Genomic DNA, 24,280 nt, shown 5'->3' on the forward strand with positions numbered 1-24,280 from the left:
TCGATCAGCTGTTCTTATCTTCGACCTTCCACTTACCGCCATCAAAGAACGCACGCCAGCCGGACGGTTTTCCGTCGACTTCGGTCTGTACGTACTGCTCCTTGGTCTTACGGCTGTAACGAATTACTGCAGCGCGACCTTGAGGATCCTTCTTTGGTGCATCACAGAGAAAATGATACTTGGGATCAATTTCATCGCGGTGCGGAATAATCTCAACAACCAATGGCGCGCGCGTTTCGCGGTTCTTGGGGAATTGACTGGCCGCGAGGAACAGGCCAGATGCGCCATCACGCAGGATGTAGGTGTCGTTGACCTTCTCACACTTGAGCTCCGGCATTTTCACCGGATCCATCTTCGGTGGTGCCGCTTCGCCGCTCTTCAGCAGTTTGCGGGTATTCTTACACTCGCTGTTGGTGCAACCAAAGAACTTGCCGAAGCGCCCGGTTTTCAACTGCATCTGACTGCCGCACTTATCGCAATCCAGGCTCGGACCTTCATAGCCCTTAATGCGGTACTGGCCCTGCTCCACTTCATAACCTGGGCAATCCGGGTTATTGCCGCAAATATGCAACTTGCGGGTTTCATCGAGCAGGTAAGCATCCATGGCGGTCGAGCAGATCGGGCAACGATGCTTGCCCAACAACACCAGCGACTCAGACTCACCTTCGTCGTCAGCGGCAATCTCATCACCCGGCACCAGGTTGACGGTCGCCTTGCAGCGCTCTTTAGGCGGCAATGCATAACCCGAGCAACCCAGGAACACCCCCGTAGACGCCGTACGAATAGTCATTGGCCGCGCGCAATCGCGACAGGCTATATCAGTCAGCGTCGGCGTGTTAGCACGCATACCGCCATCACTATCACCTGCGACCTCAAGCTTCTTCTTGAAGTCACCGTAGAACTCGTCCAAGACGTTTTTCCACTCACGCTGCCCTTGGGCCACGTCGTCCAGGTGCTCTTCCATGCCAGCGGTAAAGCCGTAGTCCATCAGATTGGAGAAGCTCTCGGATAGGCGCTCGGTAACAATGTCGCCCATTTTTTCGGAGTAGAAACGGCGGTTATGCAGGGCCACGTAACCGCGATCCTGAATGGTGCCAATGATCGCTGCATAGGTCGACGGACGACCAATACCGCGCTTTTCCATTTCCTTGACCAAGCTGGCTTCAGAGTAGCGCGCCGGCGGTTTGGTGAAGTGCTGGCTCGGGTCGAGCTTGATCAGCTTGAGCGCCTCGCCCTGCCCCATGTCCGGCAACACATCGTCATCGCCTGGCTTACTCATTTGCGGCAATGCGCGGGTGTAACCGTCAAACTTGAGGATACGACCTTTAGCACGCAACTCGAACTGCGCGGCAGTCACGGTCACGGTGGTAGACAGGTATTCGGCTGGCGGCATTTGGCAGGCCACAAACTGACGCCAGATCAGCTCATACAGACGCTCGGCATCACGCTCCATACCGGACAACTGAGTCGGTTTGAGGTTGACGTCAGACGGACGAATCGCTTCGTGCGCCTCTTGCGCCCCTTCTTTACTGCTGTAGGCAATCGGATCGGCCGGCAGATACTTCTTGCCGAACTCGCCCTGGATAAAGTCGCGCACCATGCTCACGGCGTCAGCCGAGAGGTTGGTCGAATCAGTACGCATATAAGTGATGTAACCCGCCTCATAAAGACGCTGAGCCATCATCATGGTCTTCTTCACCCCAAAGCCCAGACGGTTACTCGCCGCCTGTTGCAGGGTGGAGGTAATAAAGGGGGCCGAGGGCTTGCTGCTGGTCGGCTTATCTTCACGCTTGCTGATGCTGTAGCTGGACGCTTTAAGCGTGTTCAGCGCAGCCATGGCCTGGGCTTCGTTCAATGGTTTGAACGCAGCACCGTTTTCGCGGGCCACTTCGAAGCGCACGTTGGCGCCTTTGGTAGTACCCAGGTCAGCGTGCACTTCCCAGTATTCTTCTGGGACGAAAGCGCGGATCTCTTTCTCGCGCTCGACCACCAGCTTCACGGCCACCGACTGCACACGACCGGCGGACAAGCCACGGGCAATCTTGGCCCACAGCAGTGGCGAAACCATATAACCCACGACGCGATCGAGAAAACGTCGCGCCTGCTGTGCGTTAACCCGATTGATATCCAGCTCGCCAGGCTTGGAAAACGCCTCTTGAATGGCCTTTTTGGTGATCTCGTTGAACACCACGCGCTTATAGCGACTGTCGTCACCACCAATGGATTCGCGCAGGTGCCAGGCAATGGCTTCCCCCTCGCGATCCAAGTCGGTTGCGAGATAGATGGTGTCGGCATCTTTAGCCAAACGGCGCAATTCCTCGACCACCTTCTCCTTGCCTGGAAGGATCTCGTACTTGGCTTTCCAGCCGTGTTCGGGATCGACCCCCATGCGCGCAAACAGCTGACGCTTGGCTTTCTCCTTGGGCGACAGCGCGGGCACTTCACCAGCTGCGGCCTTACCACGCTTAACGGGCTCTTTGGCGGTGCTTGCCGAGCCACTGGTGGGTAGGTCACGGATGTGGCCGATGCTCGACTTCACCACGTACTCGTTGCCCAAGTACTTGTTGATGGTCTTGGCCTTGGCCGGGGATTCCACGATGACCAGCGATTTGCCCATGGATTGGAAAATTCCTGAATTCGGTAAATAAATGCGGGAGGCGCTGTACTGCCTGCTAGCGCGGCACCGCTATATATAGTGGCGGTCCGGCCGAGGTCAAGCGCAGCTATGGCCCGGTGTCAGCTCAAGGCCGAGTAAACAGTGTGCTTTCAGCCTGAAGCAAAGCAAAGCGTGGAACCGTCTCGCCGTCCACTTCAACACTTTCACAGAACATCTCCAGCGGCCGCACCCAGAGGCCAAACTCGCCGTATAGCGCCTGATAGACCACCATCTGCTGCTCCGTCTCGGAGTGCTGGGCCACACCAAACACACGGTATTCAGGCCCTTTGTAATGACGGTAAAGGCCAGGCTGTAATTGCATGGGTGAATTCCTTGAAGATTTTCTGCTGATAAAAAATTTCCGGGATAAATCTCTTACGCAACCTTGCGGCGACCCGAAAAGTGGCTGCCATAAATGGCTGGCCAAAAACAAAAACCGGGGCACTTGGCCCCGGTTCTTCCATCTCTTACACCCTGTAAAGCTTAGAGGCGTTCGAAGACGGTGGTGATGCCTTGGCCGAGACCTACGCACATGGTCGACACACCGAAGGTGCCGCCATTCTGCCTCATCACGTTCAGCAGGGTACCGGAGATACGCGCCCCGGAACAACCGAACGGGTGACCCAGTGCGATTGCGCCGCCGTGCAGGTTGACCTTCTCTTCCATCTTATCGAGCACTTTCAGGTCCTTCAGCACAGGCAGGGCCTGGGCAGCGAAGGCTTCGTTGAGCTCGAAGAAGTCGATGTCATTGATGGACAAGCCAGCACGCTTAAGAGCTTTCTGAGTCGACGGTACTGGACCGTAACCCATAATTGCTGGATCAACACCGGCCACGGCCATGGCACGAACCACTGCCATTGGCTGAATGCCCAGATCCTGAGCGCGCTGGGCGCTCATGACGATCATGCAGGAAGCGCCGTCAGTGATCTGCGAGGACGTACCTGCAGTCACGGTGCCGCCTTTCGGGTTGAACGCAGGCTTCAGTGCAGCCAGGCTTGCCAGGGTGGTCTCCGGACGAATGGTTTCGTCGTAATCGAAGACTTTCAGGAAACCGTTCTCGTCGTAGCCTTGCATCGGGATGATTTCATCCTTGAACTTGCCTTCGACGGTGGCTTTCTGAGCCAGGCGATGCGAACGCTCACCGAACGCATCTTGCTGCTCGCGGCTGATGCCATGCATCTTGCCAAGCATTTCAGCGGTCAGACCCATCATGCCCGAGGCCTTGGCCGCGTACAGCGACAGGTGCGGGTTTGGATCGACGCCATGCATCATGCCAACGTGGCCCATGTGCTCCACACCGCCGATGACGAAAACGTCACCGTTGCCGGTCTGAATTGCCTGCACAGCTGTGTGCAACGCGCTCATGGACGAGCCGCACAGGCGGCTTACCGTCTGGCCAGCAGCGGTATGCGGGATCTGGGTCATCAGCGACGCCATGCGCGCGATGTTCCAGCCCTGCTCCAGGGTCTGGTTAACGCAGCCCCAGATCACGTCTTCCACTTCGGCCGGATCGACCTTGGTGTTACGCGCCAGCACGCCGCTGATCAGGTTGGCCGACATGCTCTCGGCACGGGTATTGCGATGCATGCCGCCCTTGGAACGACCCATCGGGGTACGACCGAAGTCGACGATGACTGCATCTCTAGGATTCAGGCTCATAAATTCACTCTCGCTCTAGTCTGTCCGCGATTAACCGAAAAACTTCTGGCCGCTAGCAGCCATTTCGCGAAGCTTGGCAGTCGGGGTGTACAGCGCGCCCAGCTCGGCGTACTTGTCGGCCAGGGCAACGAACTCAGCTACACCGACGGTATCGATGTAACGCAGCGCACCACCGCGGAACGGCGGGAAGCCGATGCCGTAGATCAGGCCCATATCGGCCTCAGCTGCGGTATCAACGATGCCGTCTTCTAGACAACGCACGGTTTCCATGCACAGAGGAATCATCATGAAGTTAATGATGTCTTCATCAGTTACTTCACGCTGCTCGGTCACGATGGACTTCAGCAGCTCGTAAGCAACTGGGTCGATAACCTTTTTCGGCTTACCGCGCTTGTCCATTTCGTAGACGTAGAAACCTTTGCCATTTTTCTGGCCCAGGCGATCAGCTTCGTACATCACGTCAACTGCAGTGCGACCTTCAACCGCCATGCGGTCAGGGAAGCCTTCAGCCATTACGTCACGGCCGTGGTGACCGGTGTCGATACCGACCACGTCGGACAGGTACGCCGGACCCATTGGCCAGCCGAACTTCTCCATGACCTTGTCGATACGCACAAAGTCTACGCCCAGCTCCAGGAGCTTGGAGAAGCCACCGAAGTAAGGGAACAGTACGCGGTTAACCAGGAAGCCCGGGCAGTCGTTGACGACTACTGGGGTCTTACCCATTTTCTTGGCGTAGGCAACGGTGGTGGCGACTGCCACTTCGCTGGACTTCTCACCACGAATCACTTCAACCAGCGGCATCATGTGCACGGGGTTGAAGAAGTGCATGCCGACAAAGTTTTCCGGACGCTTGAGGGCCTTGGCCAACAAGTTGATGGAAATGGTCGAGGTGTTGGAAGCAAGAATTGCATCCTCCTTCACCACGCCTTCTACTTCGGCCAGCACGATCTGCTTAACCTTCGGATTTTCGACCACAGCCTCTACAACGATGTCGACAGCGCCGAAATCACCATAAGACATGGTTGGACGAATTGCAGTGAGGGCTTCAGCCATCTTCGCCGGGGTCATACGACCTTTAGCAACGCGACCGCCAAGCAGCTTGGAAGCCTCTGCCAGCCCCATCTGGATACCCTCTTCACGGATATCCTTCATCAGGATCGGAGTACCTTTGGACGCCGACTGGTAAGCGATACCGCCACCCATGATGCCAGCGCCGAGCACGGCAGCCAGTTTCACGTCTTTAGCGATTTCGTCGTATTGCTTGGCTTTTTTCTTCAGGTCCTGATCGTTCAGGAACAGACCAATCAGGCTCGCAGCAACTGGGGTTTTGGCCAGTTTGACGAAGCCAGCAGCCTCAACTTCCAGAGCCTTGTCGCGCCCCATGTTGGCGGCTTTCTGGATGGTCTTGATCGCTTCAACTGGCGCCGGGTAGTTCGGGCCAGCCTGACCTGCAACGAAACCTTTGGCGGTTTCAAAGCACATCATCTGCTCAATCGCGTTGAGCTTGAGCTTTTCCAATTTCGGCTGACGCTTGGCCTTGTAATCCAGCTCACCGGAGATGGCGCGCTTGATCAGGTCCAAGGCAGCGGCTTGCAGCTTGTCAGCGGCAACCACGGCATCCACTGCACCCATTTTCAGGGCGTCAGCCGCTTTGTTTTCTTTACCACCAGCAATCCACTCAACGGCGTTATCGGTACCGATAACCCGCGGCAGACGCACAGTGCCGCCGAAGCCTGGGTAGATGCCCAGTTTGACTTCCGGCAAGCCAACTTTAGCGCTTTCAGCCATGACGCGGTAATCCGCGGCCAGGCACATCTCAAAACCACCGCCCAAGGCGATGCCATTGATCGCGACTACAGTCGGAACAGTGAGGTCTTCAAAATCACTGAAGATCTTGTTGGCTTCGAGGTTGCCAGCCACCAGTTCTGCGTCCGACAACTTGAAGTTGTCGACGAACTCGGTGATGTCAGCGCCGACGATAAATACGTCTTTGCCACTGGTGACAATCACGCCCTTGATCGAACCATCAGCCTTGATCGCATCAACAGATTGACGCAGTTCATTGAGGGTAAGACGGTTGAATTTGTTGACGGATTCACCCTTGAGGTCGAATTTCAATTCGACGATGCCACTCTCAAGAGCCTTAACCGTGATGGCTTTACCTTCGTAAATCATCAACTGATCTCCACGGTATGGAAGCTGAACAGTACACATCGGAGCCAACCAGCAAGCTACTCCACGGCATAGCCGTCTCAGAGTAGCCCCTATCAGCCTGGCACACCCACCGACGCGATAATCGGGCTGTAAAGGCGCTGCCTTTGGAGGCAAACGCTCAATTCATACGCCCGTTTGATTTGGGTGTGCACACCTTCAAGGAAAAGCATCTGCTTGTCAATTGGCCTGTAGTGTCTGCGAAGGCGTACAAAAAATTACGTTCGCGCTGACAGAGGTACAGCGATGACTGTGTCGCAAACAGGCGGACATTCGCGGCGATATTAGGCTTACACGTTAACTTTATGCGCAAAAGTGTGATCCAGCGCATACCTAGCAAAATGATAAACCTACAGGTACAGTCGTCTCAATATCGCCGCCCCGGGCCGGCCGTAAGCAAAACAAAAACAATTAAAGCCCAACAAAGGGCGTACGGAGTTTTCCCATGTCGAGCCGCATGCTTGCCATTTTCTTGAGCACCCTGCTCGCAAGCACCCTCCCCCTGATCAGCACCTCTAGCCAAGCTGCAGATGCCGCTACTAATTTGCTTAAGCTGCATCAACTTCGTCTCGCCACACAAAAAACCCTTGGCGACTTTTATATGTTCAACGGCATGGAAGGCGATCAACGCTACTCGCGGATGATCAGTGAATCGCTGACAGAGGTGAACACCCAGCTCAACGCGCTCACCGAGATGCCAGGCGAAGGATCAAAGGCCTTACGCTCGCAGCTTGACCAGCAATGGAAGGGTTATCAAATAGACCTCAACAACCTGACCAGTGCATTGAAAACCCAAGGTTATACCGACCTACAACCGGTGGCCGACCTGGCTGCACGCAATCAGCAGTTGATGAGCCTGAGCCAAGAGCTGTATAGCAAGATCCAACAGGAAGGCAGTTACAGCGTTCCTGCCCTGGCTCAGCGCAGCCGTGAGCAAAGCCTATTGATGCAAGGCATTGCAGTTGATTATGCCTCGCGCAGCGCCTCAGTCGGCGCAACCTTTATGGGCGGCGGCGATGCGCGCCCCATGGAAGAACTGGTCGCTGAGTTCGCCAGCAAGATGGCTACACTGCAGAAAGAGCCGACAAACACACCACAACTGAAGCAGTCTTGGGACGGGGTAGGCACCAAATGGCGCTACATTGAAAAGTCGTTGATCAACTACAACGAGAACAGCGTGCCATTTCTGGTTAACAAGTACTCCAACACCATTATTCAGGGAATCGAACAGATTTCCAGCCAATACGCGGCCGCCAACCTCTGATTGCGCGACCGTTTCTGCATTCGCTTTACCGGCCTGCCTGGCCGTACTCCAGCCCAGTGCTTGCACTGGGCTTTCTTTTATAGGCCTGCCATCCGCTACGCGACGTTAAAAATTGCTCCAGGCAATTTTTTGCTCAGGCTTTGGCCTGGAGGAAATCCACAACTTGCTGCAACGCCTCATCAGCACCACGCTCGCCCCAGCATACCGATAGCATCTGATCAGTTGCCTCAACCTTAAATACATCCGCCGGCAATGCCTGCAGTTGAGCTAAGAACGCTTGATCGGTGCAGGGCTCACGCCATTTATTAACCCATTGACCGGGCTCCAGCTGCCAATAACACCAACTGTCAACCTGACCCCGCCGCCTCCCCCGATGGTATTGCGGGCAGGTTTCTGGTGGTTGGCATGGTAACCAGTGCGGCCATTCCTGCCGCGACAACTGCATGGCCACTCCCATGCGACGGGCCTGCAAACGTACATCCATTTGCCCGCGCTGACGCCGCGACGGAGCCAACCACGCCAAAGGACTTAACATTACAGCCAGGAGCAAAACCACAAACCAAGGACTCATATCATTATCTCGCAGGCAAAAACCTGTCATATGCACTCAAGAAGGCCATACTAAAACCATCGATACACTTGTAAGGAGCTAGCTATGCCCTACCTGCACATATTGGTCGCTGTCGACCTTACCGAAGAATGCGACCCGGTCATGCACCGCGCGCAAAAACTGGCCACCAGCAGTGGGGCCAAGCTGTCTGTGGTGCATATTGTCGAACCCATGGCGATGGCCTTTGGTGGCGACGTACCCATGGATTTGTCGATGTTGCAACAACAACAGTTTGATCAGGCTCGCGAACGCCTGGGCAAATTTTCCGCAAGCTACCCGGAATTGGGCACTGACCACTGTCATTTGGCATATGGTCAGCCGCGCCAGGAAATTCACCGCTTAGCCGAAGAGCAGCAGTGCGACCTGATCGTCGTCGGCAGCCACGGGCGCCATGGCCTGGCTTTACTATTGGGCTCAACCGCCAATGATGTGCTGCACGGCGCGCCTTGCGACGTGCTGGCGGTACGCCTGAAAAAAGCGGAATGACAAGGATGGCGACGAATAACGCGCCTGCGTTATTCGTCGCCGTCGCCGGGAATCATGACTAGAGGGCGGATCTTCTGCAGCTGGGTTTCCAGCGAGTAAGTCATGCTCGATGCCATGGAGAAGAAGGTCAGGAACGCTTTGAGGTTAGAGTCCCCTTCACAGGTCGCATGAATACGCTGCCAAAACGCCTGATTGACCAGCTGCAGTTGTTGAAACATGCGCACCAGCCCCTTCAGCTCCCAGTCAGCTGCATGCCCTTCGCGAAGATTGAAGTACTGCTGCGTCAGGTATAACGACACCGTACGCAAAATGAACTCTTGGCTGTTGGCAAATGGCAGATGATGCTGGGCCATGGGCTTGAGTTTGCCCAGAACAGGGCAGGCGCTGGTCGCCATAATGACGCCAAGCAGCGCCCGCAAGCCCTCCTCCAGACCTACCTGCTTGTTGTACTCACGCTCCGGCGTACGCACCCATACAGAGACTTTCTTGAAGGCTGGCAAGCCTTGGAAGTCCTCGATCACCCGATGCAGATCGACTGCCGCCGGACAATGACTGAAATTGTCCTTGCTTAGTGGGCAGTTACTGCACTGCTGGTATTCAAGCCGGGTCCAGGCCGGCGCGCGTTGCGCCGCCTCGGCCTCATACACTCGGTCCAGCTCGATCCTGTAGCTGAACTGATGATTGTCGTCGAGAGTAATGCGGTACTCGATGGCCATGAATGTCTCCGCCTGAAGTCTCAAAAATCCTGTTTGAGCGTATTACCTGCTTAGCACGCCTGGCTAAACACCGATTTACGAGTTGCTGCGTTTAAACACGCTGTTACTCTTCCAGCTCAGCCCAACGTTCAACCAGCTGTTCCAACTCATGCTGCACCACCTGCAATTTAGCCAGCACTTCAGCCGTCTTTTCCGCAGACTGCTGATAAAAACTCGGCGCACCAATCTGCTCTTGCAAACTGGCAACCTGCGTCTCCAGCACATCGATCTGCCCAGGAATCGCTTCCAGCTCGCGCTGCAGCTTGTAACTGAGCTTTTTCTTGCTTGCAGCCGCTACCGGCTCTGCTGCAATCGGCGTAGGAACCACTGCTGAGGCTAGTTCAGGCTTTCCAGCTTTGCTTTCGCCCACACCAAGCAAACGTGGCGAACCACCCTGGCGCAACCAATCCTGATAGCCGCCAACATACTCACGCACCTTACCCTCGCCCTCAAAGACCAGCGTGCTCGTCACGACGTTGTCGAGGAAGGCTCGGTCGTGGCTAACCATCAGCACGGTGCCAGGGAAGGTCAGCAGCACTTCTTCCAGAAGCTCCAGGGTTTCTACATCGAGATCGTTGGTCGGTTCGTCCAGCACCAGCAAGTTAGCTGGCTTACTGAACAACTTAGCGAGCAAGAGACGTGCCCGCTCACCGCCGGACAGCGCTTTGACTGGTGTACGTGCACGTTGCGGACTGAACAAGAAGTCGCCCAGGTAGCTAAGTACGTGGCGGTTCTGCCCGTCGATCTCGATAAAGTCGCGGCCTTCGGCAACGTTGTCGATAACGGTTTTTTCCAAATCCAGCTGGTGACGTAATTGGTCAAAATACGCCACATCAATGCGTGTGCCTTCAGCCACTTCACCGCTGGTGGGCTGCAAACCACCTAGCATCAACTTGAGCAAGGTGGTCTTGCCGGTGCCGTTTGCACCGAGCAGGCCGATGCGATCGCCGCGCTGCAGCACCATGGAAAAATCTTTAATCAGGAACGGCCCGCCTGGATGGGCGAAGCTGACGTTATCCAAAACCATTACCTGCTTGCCGGATTTCTCCGCAGTATCCAGCAGGATGTTGGCTTTACCCGTACGTTCACGGCGTTCGCTGCGCTCGACGCGCAGAGCTTTAAGAGCGCGTACACGGCCTTCGTTACGGGTGCGGCGCGCCTTAATACCCTGACGAATCCACACTTCTTCCTGGGCCAGTTTTTTGTCAAATAAAGCGTTGGCGGTTTCTTCAGCCGCCAACGTGGCCTCTTTGTGCACCAAGAAGCTTGCGTAGTCGCCATTCCAGTCGATCAAGCCGCCACGATCCAACTCGAGGATGCGCGTGGCCAGATTCTGCAGAAAGGAACGGTCGTGGGTGATAAACAACACCGCGCCCTGAAAATCGGTCAACGCTTCTTCCAGCCAGGCAATCGCACCGATATCCAAGTGGTTGGTCGGCTCATCGAGCAGCAGCAGGTCCGGCTCAGAGACCAGCGCTTGCGCCAGCAGCACACGGCGACGCCAGCCACCAGAGAGTTCGGCCAGGGTTTTGTCGGCCGGCAACTGCAAACGGCTCAGGGTGCTGTCGACCAGCTGCTGTAAGCGCCAGCCGTCACGGGCCTCAAGGTCCTGCTGCACGTGCATCAGTTTATTAAGGTCATCTTCAGTGACGCAGTTTTGCGCCAAATGGTGATATTGCGCGAGCAGCTCACCGACACCGTCCAGCCCTTGGGCAACCACATCGAACACTGTGCGGTCGTCTGCCAGTGGCAACTCCTGCGGTAACTCACCGATCTTTAATCCCGGCGCGCGCCAGACGGCACCGTCATCGGCTTTCTGGTCGCCCTTAACCAGCTTCATCATGCTCGACTTGCCGGTGCCGTTACGGCCGATGATGCACACCCGCTCGCCACGGGCGATTTGCCAAGACACCTTGTCCAACAGCGGCATTGCGCCGTAGGCCAGGGAAATATCGGTGAACTTGAGCAGTGTCATGGCGCGCCTCAACAAAAAACGACGGGTATGTTTGGGTTAACCGGGGTTTGCCAACGCACCTCGTTGCCTCAAACGCACAGCGGTAACCCCACACACCCAAAAAATCATCTGCAGCTGCCCAGAGGCACCCGCAAAACAGGGCGCGCATTCTAACCGAGAAGCGCGCTGGCATCGCGGCCAATTTTTTCCGCAGGCGCAGTAAATCCTGACGTATCCAACACCTATTGAGATAGCAAGCGCTCTAGCGCGGCGGCCAACGCACAACCAAGCGCGCTAATGATGAATACCGTCAATTACCCTCTGAAACGCATTGAGCCTTCACCCTACATAGGCAAACGACTAAGCTAGGGCCATACGCACTATTTGCCTGGAAGTGTCATGCGCGGTCCCCTGTTCAGCCTGTTGTCCTGCCTATTGGTTTCCACCCTGGGTTTCTCTGCGGCACAAGCCGCCACCCTGACGCAACAACGTCATTATTATGATCAAGCCAAAGCAGCATTGGCCAAAGGGGACAAAGGTCCTTACCAGCTTCATGCCAATGCACTGCGCGATTACCCACTGGAACCGTACCTGGCCTATGACGAGCTGACCGCGCGGCTGAAGTGGGCGAGCAACGACGAAATCGAGAAATTCCTCGCCGAACATGGCGACCTGCCGCAAATCAGCTGGATGAAGCTGCGCTGGCTACGCTGGCTGGCAGAACGCGGTGAATGGCAGACCTTTATCAACTATTACGACCCGGCACTGAACTTCACCGAGCTCGACTGCCTGTATGGTCAATATCAGCTGAGCCACGGCATGCGTGCCGAAGGGTATGCCACCGCCGAAAAGCTCTGGCTTGTGGGTAAATCGCAACCTAATGCGTGCGATCCGCTGTTTGAGCGCTGGGCTGCAGAAGGCCAACTCACTGAACAAAAACGCTGGCAGCGTGCCAAGTTAGCGGCCGAAGCCCGCAACTATGGTCTGCTCACCCACTTGATTAAAAACCTGCCAACTCTAAGCAGCCAAGGTCAGGCCTTGCTTCAGATCGCGCAGAAGCCAGAACTGCTCAAACAAACCTCACGCTTCAGTCAAACCGACCCCGCCATGGCGGATGCCGTAGGCCTTGGTCTGCGCCGCCTGGCCCGCCAGGACCCCGAAGTGGCCCTGAAACTGCTCGACAGTTATGCACCGCGCATGAAGTTCTCCAGCGATGAAAAAGTCGCCATCGCCCGTGAAATCGGTTTGACCTTGGCCAAGCGCTTCGACCCTCGCGCCTTGCCAGTCATGGCCAAGTACGACCCGCAGCTGCGTGACAATACCGTCAGCGAATGGCGCGCCCGCCTACTGCTGCGCTTGGGCCGCTGGGAAGAGGTCAACCAGTTGACCCGCAAGATGCCCGCCGATCTGGGCAACACCAACCGCTGGCGTTACTGGCAAGCGCGCAGCATGCAACTGGCACAACCCAACAGCCAGGAACCAAAAGCGCTTTACCAGAGCTTGGCCAAAGAACGCGACTTCTACGGTTTTATGGCCGCCGATCAGGTGCAAGCGCCTTATCAGCTAAACAACAAACCACTGGCCCTGAGCCCACAAACCATCAAAAAAGTACGGGACTCGGCAGCTATTCGTCGTGCATTAGAGTTCCATGCCCGTGGCCAGATCGCCGACGGGCGGCGCGAGTGGTACAACGTCACCCGCCTGTTCAGCCGCGATGAAATGGTCGCCCAAGCCCGCCTGGCTTATGACATGGGTTGGTACTTCCCGGCCATTCGCACCATCAGCCAGGCTCAGTACTGGGATGACCTGGATGTACGCTTCCCCATGGCTCACCGCGATCAGCTGGTGCGCGAGGCGCGTAACCGCGACATCCATTCGAGCTGGGTGTTTGCCATCACCCGCCAGGAGAGCGGGTTTATGACCGATGCCAAGTCCGGGGTTGGGGCTATGGGCCTGATGCAGCTGATGCCGGCCACCGCCAAGGAAACAGCCAAGCGCTTCGGCATTCCGCTGTCATCGCCGCAACTGGCGTATAAGCCGGACATCAACATCCAGCTGGGGACGGCTTACCTGAGTCAAATTTACGGTCAATTCAACGGCAACCGCGTCCTGGCGTCTGCCGCCTACAATGCCGGACCAGGTCGTGTCCGCCAGTGGCTGCGTGGCGCGGATCACCTGTCGTACGACGTGTGGATCGAGAATATTCCGTTTGATGAAACCCGCCAGTACGTGCAAAACGTGCTGTCCTACTCGGTGATCTACGGCGATAAACTCAACGCTCCGCAACCTCTTGTAGCCTGGCATGAACGCTACTTCGATCAATAAAGGCTAACTCTGCACGCTCAACAGCCACTGTTGAGCGTGAATTACCCGCCCTACTCCAGCACCTGCACCGGCATGTCCAGACGCAAGTACCCCTCGCCGCAGGCAATCAGGTTCTGCCCGAAATACACCTCGCCCTCACGCTCACGATAGGTTTTCAAGGTCGTCAGCGGCTCACGATCCGGGCTGCGCTCGCCGGTTTGCGGGTCAAGAGTGGTCATGATGCAACGCGAGCAGCCCTTGACCACGCGAAACTCCAGCTCACCAATGCGAATACGTTTCCAACTGTCTTCAGCATAGGGTTCGGCCCCCCTGACCACCAGATTCGGACGGAAGCGTAACATCGGCAACGGCCGGCCGACCCGAGCCGAGAGGTCATCCAGCGACGCCTGACCAATCAGCAACAAAGGAAAACCATCGGCAAACGCCACCTTGTCACCGATCTCGGCATACGCCGTATCGACCTGCCGCGCGTAAGGTGACGACACCTGTACCAGGCGGCACGCACGGCCAAGCCACTGGCTCAGCCACTGCGCCGCCTCATCGCCGGCATCCGGCACCTGCAGGCTGTCGCGCCAGATCGTTACAGCACGCAACGGCGCGTGTTCATCGGGCACCGCCACCTGTAAATCGGCCATGCCCGGTGCACTCAACTGCAGGTGCGTACTACCCAACCAACGCGCCTGCAACTGGGTCAACTGCGCCAACAAACGCTGAGTCAGGAAGCGTCCTGTTTGCGCATCGACTACCATCCAGCGACGATCGCCTTGCACACCCAAGGCGTCCAGCGCTGTTTCGCGCAAGGCTTCACCCGCCGCTGACTTCAGTGGATAACGATACAACTCAGAGAGATGCAACATGAGCCCAGCTTTCCTTTGGCAAAACGCACTTATACGAGCAACCCGCCTCACTCACAAGCCCGCCTTAACCCTACCCATATTGCTACTGCTCAGCGCCTGCAGCGGCAGCCCGCCAGACAACCTGGGCATTCAAGACGGGCATTTGACTGCCTGCCCGGACTCACCGAACTGCGTGAACAGCCAGGCCAGCGATACCAGACACGCCATCGAGGCTCTGCCGCTCAAGGGTTCTGCCGAACAAACCCAGGCGCGCCTCAAGGCGCTGCTCAGCGAAGAACCACGGGTAATTGTGGTTGAGGACACGCCAGGTTATTTACGTGCAGAGTTCAGCAGCTCGCTGATGCGCTTTGTCGATGATGTGGAATTTATGATCGGCACAACTGCCGTGGATGTGCGGTCCGCATCACGCTTGGGTTATGCCGACTTCGACGTCAACCGCGAGCGCATTGAGCAAATACGCAAGCGTCTGAACGAATAACCCAACGGTGCCAGCCAGCCTGACTTTCCGTCAGGCCTATTCGCTCGAATGCAGCATCGCCAGACGCTCACGCACTACATCCACCAGCTTGTCCGGCTGAAATTTGGAGAGGAAGTTGTCACACCCCACCTTCTTCACCATGGCTTCGTTGAAGCTGCCGGACAGCGAAGTATGCAGCACCACGTACAGGTCTTTGAGACGCGGGTCATTGCGAATTTCGGTGGTCAAACGATAGCCGTCCATCTCCGGCATTTCCGCATCGGTAATCACCATCAGCAGCTTCTCATGCACATCGGTGCCGGCATCGGCCCAGCTTTTCAGCAGGTTGAGTGCGCGCAGGCCATCGCTGGCGCAGTGACAACGGATATCCAGCTGCGCCATGGTGCCCTTGAGTTGGCTCATGGCCACATTAGAGTCGTCCACCAGCAACACCTCACGTCCCTTGGCGAACTCCAACATCGGGTCGGCCAGTTTTTCAGGCGAGACCTTAGTGCTCATCGGGGTAATTTCCGCCAGCACCTTTTCCACGTCGATCACTTCGACAATATGGTCTTCGACCTTGGTGATCGCGGTCAGGTAATGCTGACGCCCCGCGCCCCCTGGCGGCGGCAGGATGGATTCCCAATTGAGGTTGAGGATGCGTTCGACACCGCCGACCAGGAATGCCTGCACCGAGCGGTTGTATTCGGTCACGATAATGGTGCTGCGCTCATCCGGCACAATCGGCCGCATGCCGATGGCTTGGGACAAGTCGATCACGGGCAAGGTCTGCCCGCGCAGATTGACCACGCCGCAGACAAATCGATGGCGCTGCGGCATCAGGGTCAATTTGGGCATCTGCAGGACTTCCTGCACTTTGAACACGTTGATCGCAAACAACTGCCGACCCGCCAGACGGAACATCAAAATTTCCAGGCGGTTCTCACCCACCAGCTGGGTGCGTTGGTTCACTGAGTCGAGAATGCCGGCCATCATGCGCTCCTGTTCACTTATCGATCTAGCCTAGCTCAAATAGCCATGACCTGGTGTATCGGCCATGTGCCACGCATCTGAAGGCAGATGGCGCGGCGCCATCATGCGACAAGCGCACCGCCGAGGCTAGCCGGATGGCAGCAGCCGTACCAGTTCTTCGGCCAGAAGCGGCGAATATTCCGGCAAATGCACGCGCAAAGCTGCCGGCATTGCAGCAAAACGCAAATGACGACTTTCCATGGGTTCTCCGTCCAGATTGAGATCCAAGCCTTGCGGTGCCTCGACCTCCAACCAGGGCAAGCGCGCACTCAGCGCCACGCTCTGCAAGCCATTGATGCCGCCAGACAATAGCGTGCCCAGCGTGCCGACCACGTCGGGCGCGGCAGGCACAATGCAAATATCCAACAAACCATCGTTGACGCGCGCCTCGGGGCACAGCACATGCCCTCCGCCTGCCTGACGGCCATTGCCGATACCCAGGGCCAGAAACTCGCCCTCCCACTGAAAATCCGGCCCAGTGAAACGGCCAAACGATGACTGCACCTCGGCAAACCGAGACAACCCCGTTAGAAAGTAAGCCGCCCCGCCGAGCACACGCTTGAGCTCTTCCGACGTATTAGCCGTAACGCTGCAACCAAAACCGCCGGTGGCCATGTTAAGAAACACCTGACCGTCGGCTTCACCCAGATCAATCGGCTGCGCCGGCGTATCCAACAAAGCCAATGCAGCCAAAGGTTCGAGCGGCACACCGGCGGCACGGGCAAAATCATTGGCGGTACCTAGGGGTAACAGCGCGAGGCTGGCCTGGGTTTTAGCCAATGCCATGGCCTCGCTGACATCACGCAAAGTGCCATCGCCCCCGCCAGCAATCAGCGTCGGGTAGCCCGCCTGTAACGCCTCACTCACCAGCCGTTGCGCATCGCCGGCCTCCCAGGTCAGACGCACGTCGATCTGCCAGCCCTCTTGACGACGCGTCTCTACAGCAGCGCGCACCTCGGCGTTAAGCGCTTGTTTGCCGTGCAGAATCAACAGTGCTTTGCGCTCGTGGATTTCTAACATCCTTTTCCCCAACACCAGATGGACCAAACACATGAGAACTAGAGACCACAGCAGCAGTATTTTGGTTGCTCGGCGAACAGGCGCCTAACAAACATCTAATTATTAGATTACTTAGCTCAATAAATGCGCATTTTTAATCGCAATGCATTGTTAGATCATCCTCACATCGATAACCAAGCGCTCCAGCTAACCGGCAGGCGTTGCTTAATGAGGACAAGCAGATGATCGAAGTACGCCCTTTCGTCGAACTCGGCGGCGCTAATCATGGCTGGCTGAACGCCCGCCATCACTTTTCCTTTGCCGAATACTATGATCCGGCGCGGATGAACTGGGGCCCGTTGCGGGTGTGGAACGACGATGAAATCGCACCGCACACCGGCTTTCCAACCCACCCACACCGCGACATGGAAATCATCACCTATGTACGCCAGGGCGCTATTACCCACAAGGACAACTTGGGTAATCAGGGCCGTACCGAAGCCGGTGATGTGCAGGTCATGAGCGCCGGCACGGGTATCGCCCACAGTGAATACAACCTGGAAGACAGCACGACCAAGATTTTCCAGATATGGATTCAACCTAACCAAGTGGGTTTACCACCATCCTGGGGAGCCAAGCCGTTTCCCAAAGGCGAACGCGTCGGTACATTCGTCACCTTGGCCAGCGGCTTTGCCGAAGACCAAGATGCCTTGTCGATCCGCGCCCCTGCACGGATGGCTGCTGCCACCCTACAAGCCGGACAAAGCACTGAGTACCCGATCGGCGCGACGCGCAAGGCCTATCTGGTCGCTGCCAGCGGCAGCATCGAGGTCAACGGCGTTCGCGCACAGACCCGCGATGGCGTGGCGGTCAGCAATATTGAGGTGATCACGGTTACGGCTATCGAGGACAGTGAAGTCATTCTGGTGGATGTAGCCTGAATCCTGATGAGGTGGGTAACAGTCAGCCCCTTATTTGCTGATGACATCGGCTAAGAGCGAGCTGGCGACAACCCACCTCTGCCCCATCTAGGGGCCTCTCGCTGCCAATTGCGCGTTATCCAAGGCCCTTAAACCGAGCCAACCACACACTGTCTTGGCATCCACGGCAGCTCATACCGGGCAGTGGGTGCTATGCACTGGCCCCGCCTAAGCGCCCAGCCCCTCGGTTACGCCACCCCACAGGGGCCAGCCCTGCATTAACCCCGCGCTAGCAAGGCACTAAGGTGCACCTTAGCTGTGCCTAGGGGAAACCCTGAGTTCGCAGTTGGCAATTGCGCCCTACCATTTACAGATGACCTTCACTGCCCGTGACCGGAGCCAACATGGTTTTCGCCTACTGCGCCCTCTGGATAGCCATCACCACCACCTTTGCCGGCCTTGCCTTGGGACAAACCTGGCTTGCCGTTTGCGGCACGGCTCTGGGCGCAATAACGGCTTTTTTTCTGCGTCCCCAATCAGCAGCGCCCATCCCGACTGAGCAACCCATCGAAGAGGACACACCTGCACCAGCAGTAGAACCGCTATTGCTTGAGGTTCTGCCGATGTGGAAGCAGAACATCGGTCAAGTCCGTGACGTGGTTCAGGACAACATCCGTCAGCTGTTCAATAGCTTTGACAGCCTCAGCCAACGTTTAGGCCAGACGCTGGCCAAATCCGAACACGTGATTGGCGGCGACGGCATGGGCACTAGCCTGCGTCAGGCTCAGGAGCGCCTGAATGAAGTGGTTCAGGCCTTCCACGAAGCCAGCGGCCACAAAACCCAATTGCTCGCCACTATCGAACATCTCAATGACTATGCCAGTGAGCTGCAGGCCATGGCCAAGCGCGTGCAAGATATTGCCAGCCAAACCAATCTACTGGCCCTAAACGCTGCGATTGAGGCCGCCCGCGCAGGTGAACATGGCCGCGGCTTCTCGGTAGTCGCTGACGAAGTGCGCAAGCTCTCTACCCTGTCTGCCGAAACCGGCCAGCGCATGGGCGACAAGGTCGGGGAAATAAACCAAGCGATTCACTCGACCGTCAGCGCCGCCCAGCAAATGGCGGGCAACGAGCAGAGCAACCTTGAGTACCTCGACCAGATTGCCGGCAAGGTCATGCAAAGCCTCAACCTGAACCTCACCGAGCTGTCCGATACCTCTGCATTGCTGCAACAAGACGCCCGGACCACACAAACCGACATTGAGCAAATCGTGGTCGGCCTGCAGTTTCAGGATCGCACCGACCAGATGCTTGACCATTTGCAAAATGACCTGCAGCGCCTGTGTCAGGCAGTCCAAAACCAGGACCCCTGCATTGCCGATCCGCAGCGCTGGCTCACTGAGCTGCGTCAACATTTCACCACCGACGAAGAACGTCATGGCCAACGCATCAAGGCTGTTGTCAGTGACGTCACCTTTTTCTAAGCGTTCGCCAGGAGTCCCTTAATGAGCGGCAAAACCATACTTATCGTCGATGACTCGCAGTCCATGCGCCAGCTGATAAAGATGACCCTTACCGGCGCCGGCCACCAAGTAATTGAGGCCGTAGATGGTCGCGATGCCTTAAGCAAACTCAACGGCCAGAAGATCAACTTGATCATCAGCGACGTGAACATGCCCAATTTGGATGGCATCGGTCTGGTTAAAGAGGTCAAGACCCGCAGCGAATACCGCTTCACCCCCATTGTCATGCTCACCACCGAAAGCGAGCAGGGCAAGAAAGCTGAAGGCCAAGCGGCCGGCGCTAAAGCCTGGATCGTCAAGCCATTCCAGCCGCGGCAGCTGCTTGCAGCCGTTGACAAGTTGGTCGGCTGATATGTTCCAGCTGAGCCACGACCCCAGCTGCCAGCCTGCTCAAATGCGCCTTGGTGGCAGCCTGACCATCTACGAAGTCGCAGCGGCCCATGCCGAGCTGCTGCAACTGCTGGGTGAGCATCCTGACCACTCCTGGCAACTTGACCTAGCTGAGTTGGAAGAGCTGGACACCGCAGGTGCTCAGCTGCTGCTTGCCGTGCTGCATCACCTAGAGCAGGCCGCGGCCACGCTGCAAGTGTGCAACGCGAGTGGTGCGGTCCTCGAGCTGCTGGAACTATTGCGCCTGCAGGCGCTGTATCCGGCGGTGATGCCGGCTAACCGCTGAGGACCCTCGCAATGCTCAATGGCGATCAATGGACACAGCTACTGCAAAGCTTCATAGATGAAGCCCGAGACCTTACTCAGCAGGCTGAACAATACCTGCTGCTGCTCGACCAAACGCCGGACGATGAGGATGCGATCAACGCTCTGTTCCGGGTCATGCACACCATCAAGGGCTCGGCCGGCCTGTTCTCGCTAACGCCACTGGTGAATTTCACCCACCACCTAGAAAACCTGCTAATGGCCGTGCGTGATGGTGAAGCCAAGCTGTCCTCAGCGCTGATCTCACTGATGCTGCGCTGCCTTGATGAAATCGGTTCGATGGTTGAACTGATCGATGTCGACAGTGGCGCTCTGCAGGTTGATGTCGCCCATCAGAATGAACTGGTGAGCGCACTGGCCAAGCATGGGGTTCATGCCGCGCCCATAGAAAGCCAGGGCCTTCAGGCCTCAGAAAGTTTGCCACGTGGCCAGTTAGAAAAAGTTAGTCGCAGCAGTGGCGACGGTACGTGGCATATCTCCCTGCGCTTCCATGCTGAACTGCTGCGCAACGGTTTTGACCCAGCCGCGTTCCTGCGCTACCTGGCACGCCTAGGTGATATCAACCAGTTGCAGGTGGTCGACGAGGCGCTGCCTAGCCTGGTGGAAATGGACCCGGAACGCTGCTACCTGGGCTTAGAGATTGATCTGTACAGCGCCGCCAGCAAAACCGAAATCGAAGACGTATTTGAGTTTATTCACGACTTTTGCACCCTGCGTATTCTGCCGCCGGACAGCGTTGTAAACGACTACATCCAGCTGATCCATGAGCTCCCAGAAAACGAAGAGCGCATCGGCCAAATCCTGGTTGCCAGTGGCCTGCTAACGGAACTGGAACTGGCCACCGGCCTGGCGTTACAGCAGACGCAAACAACCGAGCCCAAGCCGCCCATCGGCACCTTGCTGATAGATGAAGGCATAGTACCGCCGCAGGCGGTCAATGCTGCGCTGAACAAACAGCAGGCTGCGCGCGACAAGCGCAGCCATGAAAGCAGCCAGATTCGGGTAGCGGCACACAAGCTTGATGAACTGATCAACCTTGTCGGCGAACTGGTGATCAGCGCTGCCGGTGCTCAGTTGCGTGCTCGCTCCCACGGCGATGAGGGTTGCATTGAGTCGACTCAGACCGTCAACCAGCATGTCGAGCAAATTCGTGAGGCCGCCCTCAAGCTGCGCATGATCGAAATTGGTGACACTTTCAGTCGCTTCCACCGCGTGGTGCGCGATGTCAGCCAGCAGCTCGGCAAAGAGATCCGCCTGGAAATCCGTGGCGCAGAGACTGAACTGGACAAGTCGGTGATCGACAAGTTAGCCGATCCCCTCACCCACCTGGTGCGCAATGCCATCGACCATGGCATTGAATCCGGCGAAGAGCGCCAGTTGGCCGGTAAAAGCCGCGAAGGCCTGTTACGCCTCAATGCTTATCACGAGTCGGGGATGATCGTCATCGAAGTCGGCGATGACGGTGCAGGCCTGAATACCGCCAAAATCCGTGAGAAAGCCATAGCCCGTGGCCTTATCGATGCCCAGGCCAATCTCGACGAAGCTGATATTCACGCGCTGATTTTCGCCGCCGGCTTCTCCACCGCCGACAGCGTGTCCGACCTGTCCGGCCGCGGTGTCGGCATGGATGTGGTACGCAGCACCATCGATGCGCTGCGCGGCAATATCGAAATCGAGTCACGCCTAGGACATGGCAGTACCTTTCGTGTTCGCCTGCCGCTAACACTGGCCATCATCGACGGCTTTCTGGTCAGCCTGGGCGATGAGAACTTCGTCATTCCGCTTGATATGGTCACCGAGTGCATTGAGCAGGACGATGCCCAGCTCGATGGAACCTACGGCTACTTAAACCTGCGCGGCAAGCCATTGCCGTGCCTGTCTCTGGCCGCGCATTTTTGCCTGCCGCCCAGCTCCAGCAAGCGCCGCAACATAGTGGTCGTTAACCATGGTCGCCAGCAGATTGGCTTAATCGTCGACCACCTCCACGGCGAACTGCAAACCGTTATCAAGCCCCTCGCTCCCCTGTTCCAGCACCTACAAGGAATCGGTGGCTCCACCATTCTGGGCACCGGGCAAGTTGCCCTGATCCTGGATATCCCAAGCCTGTTCCGTGATCTGCAAAACCACGTCGAAGCGAGTGCAGCCGAATCCCGTATGGGCCAGCAACGCCAGGACACCAGCGGTAAACATGGAGAAATCTCAGTATGAACTTCTTTAGCAATATGAAAATTGGTGTGCGTCTTGGCATTGGTTTTGGCCTGCTTACGGTCCTGCTGGGCCTGATAGGCGTGCTTGGCATCCGCGAGACCTCAGCCATCAACAACTCGATTAACGAGGTGGTCGGTACCCGTTGGCCACGCGCCGAAATCGGCTTCAAAATGATCGGTGACTTGCACAGCATTGCCCGTCGCGCCTACACCACAGTAGCAATTACTGACCCAGTTAGTGCCGCCGAAGACACCAAAATCGCCTACGAGCACGCGGCAGACCTCGACGAAAAACTGCAGCAGATCCTTGCCATGCAGCTCAATGAGCAAGGCAAGGCGATCATGTCAGAATTCACCGTGAACCGAGATGCCATGCTCGTGGCGCTGAAAAAGACCATTGATCTGAACAGTAGCGACCGCGAAGAAGCCGTGCAGTTTATGGTTTCTGACCTGCGTCCCTCGATTAATCGCGCCCAGCTCTCTTTGCAGAAATACATCGACCTGCAGAGCGGCATGATGAATGCCGCTGGCAAAGAAACCGATGATATTTATCAGAACGCCTTCAACTCGATCATGGCCATCAGCCTGGCTGCTTTGGTGATGTCGGCTCTGATCGCCTTTTTTGTCACCCGCAGCATCACCCGTCCACTCAACCGCGCGGTCAGCGTGGCCGACAGCTTGGCCGCAGGTGACCTTGGCATCGAGGTACTGGTCGATCGTAAAGACGAAACCGGTAAGTTGCTCGCATCCATGAAGCATATGACCGAACGCCTACGCTCGATCATGGGTGATGTGCGTAGCGCCGCCGATTCGCTGTCCTCGGCGTCTGAAGAAGTCAGCGCTACTTCGCAATCGCTGAGCCAGGCGGCCAGCGAGCAAGCCGCCAGCGTCGAGGAAACCAGCGCTTCGGTTGAGCAGATGTCCGCCTCGATTACCCAGAATACCGAGAGCGCTAAAGTCACCGACGGTATCGCCGGTAAGGCCGCAGGGGACGCGGTCGAAGGGGGGCGCGCCGTACAAGAAATGGTCTTGGCCATGAAGCAGATCGCTGACAAGATCGGCATCATCGACGACATTGCCTACCAAACCAACCTGCTGGCCCTGAACGCCGCCATCGAAGCCGCCCGCGCTGGCGATCACGGCAAAGGATTTGCCGTGGTGGCTGCAGAGGTGCGCAAACTGGCCGAACGCAGCCAAGTAGCCGCTCAAGAAATCGGCGGCGTAGCCGGCAACAGCGTGCACTTGGCCGAACAGGCCGGCAAGTTGCTCGATGCCATCGTGCCAAATATTCAGAAAACCTCTGACCTGGTACAGGAAATCACGGCAGCCTCGCAAGAGCAGAGCACAGGCGCCACGCAGATCAACATTGCCATGGGTCAGATGAATCAGATCACCCAGCAGAACGCCTCTGCCTCTGAAGAGCTGGCCGCCACCTCTGAGGAAATGAACGCCCAGGCTTCGCAGCTGCTGGAGTTGATCAGCTACTTCCGCCTCGATGAAAAAGCCAAGGCCAAGGCCAATCACGCGAGCAAAAGTTCGCACGAAACTACGCACAATATGCCACAGCGCCAAAACCGCATAATTCGTGGGGACTCGTCCGGCAGTGGCATGGTCGATGACAGCCAGTTCGTTAATTTCCACTGAGGAG

19 protein-coding genes and 2 pseudogenes are annotated in these 24,280 nt (G+C 56.9%); 11 read left to right on the forward strand and 10 right to left on the reverse strand.

The genetic code is table 11. The features are described from left to right. Window positions 1-4 precede the first annotated feature (4 nt). The 4 genes from topA to fadB all read right to left on the reverse strand — a co-directional run bounded on the left by topA (window position 5) and on the right by fadB (window position 6,493). Complete coding sequence (gene topA, locus D8779_RS14070; protein WP_136665092.1) at window positions 5-2,617, reverse strand: type I DNA topoisomerase; 2,613 nt, start codon at window positions 2,615-2,617, stop codon at window positions 5-7. 124 nt (window positions 2,618-2,741) lie between these two features. Continuing rightward, the gene (locus D8779_RS14075; protein ID WP_136665093.1) at window positions 2,742-2,978 is read right to left on the reverse strand and encodes a DUF1653 domain-containing protein; all 237 of its coding nucleotides are present in this window, start codon (window positions 2,976-2,978) and stop codon (window positions 2,742-2,744) included. Window positions 2,979-3,139: 161 nt separating this feature from the next. Continuing rightward, window positions 3,140-4,315, reverse strand: a complete 1,176-nt coding sequence (fadA, locus tag D8779_RS14080; RefSeq protein ID WP_136665094.1) for an acetyl-CoA C-acyltransferase FadA — start codon at window positions 4,313-4,315, stop codon at window positions 3,140-3,142. 30 nt (window positions 4,316-4,345) lie between these two features. Beyond that, window positions 4,346-6,493 (reverse strand): fatty acid oxidation complex subunit alpha FadB, encoded by a 2,148-nt coding sequence (gene fadB / locus D8779_RS14085; protein ID WP_136665095.1) that lies wholly within the window; start codon window positions 6,491-6,493, stop codon window positions 4,346-4,348. A gap of 481 nt (window positions 6,494-6,974) precedes the next feature. Between fadB and D8779_RS14090 the strand changes: the two genes are divergently transcribed. Next, the gene (locus D8779_RS14090; RefSeq protein ID WP_136665096.1) at window positions 6,975-7,793 is read left to right on the forward strand and encodes a hypothetical protein; all 819 of its coding nucleotides are present in this window, start codon (window positions 6,975-6,977) and stop codon (window positions 7,791-7,793) included. Between the two features lie 133 nt (window positions 7,794-7,926). On the opposite strand, the gene D8779_RS20845 is transcribed toward D8779_RS14090, so the two are convergent. Then, complete coding sequence (locus tag D8779_RS20845; protein WP_136665173.1) at window positions 7,927-8,364, reverse strand: hypothetical protein; 438 nt, start codon at window positions 8,362-8,364, stop codon at window positions 7,927-7,929. 84 nt (window positions 8,365-8,448) lie between these two features. Between D8779_RS20845 and D8779_RS14100 the strand changes: the two genes are divergently transcribed. Further along, a complete protein-coding gene (locus tag D8779_RS14100) occupies window positions 8,449-8,889 on the forward strand; it encodes a universal stress protein (RefSeq protein WP_136665097.1) in 441 nt (146 codons plus the stop codon). Window positions 8,890-8,918: 29 nt separating this feature from the next. On the opposite strand, the gene D8779_RS14105 is transcribed toward D8779_RS14100, so the two are convergent. Both D8779_RS14105 and D8779_RS14110 read right to left on the reverse strand, forming a co-directional pair. Then, window positions 8,919-9,605, reverse strand: a complete 687-nt coding sequence (locus tag D8779_RS14105; protein ID WP_136665098.1) for a DUF6901 family protein — start codon at window positions 9,603-9,605, stop codon at window positions 8,919-8,921. Window positions 9,606-9,708: 103 nt separating this feature from the next. Then, a complete protein-coding gene (locus D8779_RS14110; RefSeq protein WP_136665099.1) occupies window positions 9,709-11,619 on the reverse strand; it encodes an ATP-binding cassette domain-containing protein in 1,911 nt (636 codons plus the stop codon). Between the two features lie 378 nt (window positions 11,620-11,997). Here D8779_RS14110 and D8779_RS14115 point away from each other — a divergent pair, with 378 nt between their 5' ends. Next, window positions 11,998-13,923: a transglycosylase SLT domain-containing protein gene (locus D8779_RS14115; protein ID WP_136665100.1), complete on the forward strand. Its 1,926-nt coding sequence runs from the start codon at window positions 11,998-12,000 to the stop codon at window positions 13,921-13,923. A 50-nt stretch (window positions 13,924-13,973) separates the two neighbouring features. On the opposite strand, the gene D8779_RS14120 is transcribed toward D8779_RS14115, so the two are convergent. Further along, on the reverse strand, window positions 13,974-14,780 hold the full coding sequence (locus D8779_RS14120) for an MOSC domain-containing protein (protein WP_136665101.1): 807 nt from the start codon (window positions 14,778-14,780) through the stop codon (window positions 13,974-13,976). Between D8779_RS14120 and D8779_RS14125 the strand changes: the two genes are divergently transcribed. After that, window positions 14,779-15,258: a DUF1499 domain-containing protein gene (locus D8779_RS14125; RefSeq protein WP_136665102.1), complete on the forward strand. Its 480-nt coding sequence runs from the start codon at window positions 14,779-14,781 to the stop codon at window positions 15,256-15,258. The two genes, D8779_RS14120 and D8779_RS14125, sit on opposite strands and share 2 nt — an antisense overlap. A gap of 36 nt (window positions 15,259-15,294) precedes the next feature. Here the strand turns inward: D8779_RS14125 and D8779_RS14130 are convergent, their stop codons facing one another. Next, on the reverse strand, window positions 15,295-16,230 hold the full coding sequence (locus D8779_RS14130) for a chemotaxis protein CheV (RefSeq protein ID WP_136665103.1): 936 nt from the start codon (window positions 16,228-16,230) through the stop codon (window positions 15,295-15,297). Between the two features lie 126 nt (window positions 16,231-16,356). Continuing rightward, complete coding sequence (gene yegS, locus D8779_RS14135; protein ID WP_136665174.1) at window positions 16,357-17,280, reverse strand: lipid kinase YegS; 924 nt, start codon at window positions 17,278-17,280, stop codon at window positions 16,357-16,359. Between the two features lie 230 nt (window positions 17,281-17,510). Here yegS and D8779_RS14140 point away from each other — a divergent pair, with 230 nt between their 5' ends. From D8779_RS14140 to D8779_RS21135, 7 genes and pseudogenes are all read left to right on the forward strand, one after another. Further along, window positions 17,511-18,209 (forward strand): pirin family protein, encoded by a 699-nt coding sequence (locus D8779_RS14140; RefSeq protein WP_136665104.1) that lies wholly within the window; start codon window positions 17,511-17,513, stop codon window positions 18,207-18,209. Window positions 18,210-18,949: 740 nt separating this feature from the next. Next, window positions 18,950-19,672 (forward strand): methyl-accepting chemotaxis protein, encoded by a 723-nt coding sequence (locus tag D8779_RS14145; RefSeq protein WP_420875609.1) that lies wholly within the window; start codon window positions 18,950-18,952, stop codon window positions 19,670-19,672. Between the two features lie 21 nt (window positions 19,673-19,693). Next, complete coding sequence (locus D8779_RS14150; protein ID WP_136665106.1) at window positions 19,694-20,062, forward strand: response regulator; 369 nt, start codon at window positions 19,694-19,696, stop codon at window positions 20,060-20,062. A gap of 1 nt (window position 20,063) precedes the next feature. Continuing rightward, complete coding sequence (locus D8779_RS14155) at window positions 20,064-20,387, forward strand: STAS domain-containing protein (RefSeq protein WP_136665107.1); 324 nt, start codon at window positions 20,064-20,066, stop codon at window positions 20,385-20,387. Window positions 20,388-20,398: 11 nt separating this feature from the next. Further along, window positions 20,399-22,633, forward strand: a complete 2,235-nt coding sequence (locus tag D8779_RS14160; protein ID WP_136665108.1) for a chemotaxis protein CheA — start codon at window positions 20,399-20,401, stop codon at window positions 22,631-22,633. 14 nt (window positions 22,634-22,647) lie between these two features. Next, window positions 22,648-23,118, forward strand: a pseudogene (locus D8779_RS21130) (MCP four helix bundle domain-containing protein); the annotation flags it as partial. Window positions 23,119-23,250: 132 nt separating this feature from the next. Next, a pseudogene (locus tag D8779_RS21135) lies at window positions 23,251-24,276 on the forward strand (methyl-accepting chemotaxis protein); the annotation flags it as partial. Window positions 24,277-24,280 lie beyond the last annotated feature (4 nt).

It is taken from the genome of Pseudomonas leptonychotis (genome assembly GCF_004920405.1).
Taxonomy (GTDB): Bacteria; Pseudomonadota; Gammaproteobacteria; order Pseudomonadales; family Pseudomonadaceae; genus Aquipseudomonas; species Aquipseudomonas leptonychotis.

Bases quoted from the DNA above. Each gene is read 5' to 3' on its own strand.
- D8779_RS14100 (WP_136665097.1), top strand. From the start codon at position 8,449: ATGCCCTACCTGCACATATTGGTCGCTGTCGACCTTACCGAAGAATGC.
- D8779_RS14115 (WP_136665100.1), top strand. From the start codon at position 11,998: ATGCGCGGTCCCCTGTTCAGCCTGTTGTCCTGCCTATTGGTTTCCACC.
- D8779_RS14120 (WP_136665101.1), bottom strand. From the start codon at position 14,780: ATGTTGCATCTCTCTGAGTTGTATCGTTATCCACTGAAGTCAGCGGCG.
- D8779_RS14110 (WP_136665099.1), bottom strand. From the start codon at position 11,619: ATGACACTGCTCAAGTTCACCGATATTTCCCTGGCCTACGGCGCAATG.
- D8779_RS14105 (WP_136665098.1), bottom strand. From the start codon at position 9,605: ATGGCCATCGAGTACCGCATTACTCTCGACGACAATCATCAGTTCAGC.
- D8779_RS20845 (WP_136665173.1), bottom strand. From the start codon at position 8,364: ATGAGTCCTTGGTTTGTGGTTTTGCTCCTGGCTGTAATGTTAAGTCCT.
- D8779_RS14125 (WP_136665102.1), top strand. From the start codon at position 14,779: ATGAGCCCAGCTTTCCTTTGGCAAAACGCACTTATACGAGCAACCCGC.
- D8779_RS14155 (WP_136665107.1), top strand. From the start codon at position 20,064: ATGTTCCAGCTGAGCCACGACCCCAGCTGCCAGCCTGCTCAAATGCGC.
- D8779_RS14160 (WP_136665108.1), top strand. From the start codon at position 20,399: ATGCTCAATGGCGATCAATGGACACAGCTACTGCAAAGCTTCATAGAT.
- D8779_RS14130 (WP_136665103.1), bottom strand. From the start codon at position 16,230: ATGGCCGGCATTCTCGACTCAGTGAACCAACGCACCCAGCTGGTGGGT.
- D8779_RS14090 (WP_136665096.1), top strand. From the start codon at position 6,975: ATGTCGAGCCGCATGCTTGCCATTTTCTTGAGCACCCTGCTCGCAAGC.
- fadA (WP_136665094.1), bottom strand. From the start codon at position 4,315: ATGAGCCTGAATCCTAGAGATGCAGTCATCGTCGACTTCGGTCGTACC.
- D8779_RS14075 (WP_136665093.1), bottom strand. From the start codon at position 2,978: ATGCAATTACAGCCTGGCCTTTACCGTCATTACAAAGGGCCTGAATAC.
- D8779_RS14150 (WP_136665106.1), top strand. From the start codon at position 19,694: ATGAGCGGCAAAACCATACTTATCGTCGATGACTCGCAGTCCATGCGC.
- D8779_RS14145 (WP_420875609.1), top strand. From the start codon at position 18,950: ATGGGCACTAGCCTGCGTCAGGCTCAGGAGCGCCTGAATGAAGTGGTT.
- D8779_RS14140 (WP_136665104.1), top strand. From the start codon at position 17,511: ATGATCGAAGTACGCCCTTTCGTCGAACTCGGCGGCGCTAATCATGGC.
- fadB (WP_136665095.1), bottom strand. From the start codon at position 6,493: ATGATTTACGAAGGTAAAGCCATCACGGTTAAGGCTCTTGAGAGTGGC.
- topA (WP_136665092.1), bottom strand. From the start codon at position 2,617: ATGGGCAAATCGCTGGTCATCGTGGAATCCCCGGCCAAGGCCAAGACC.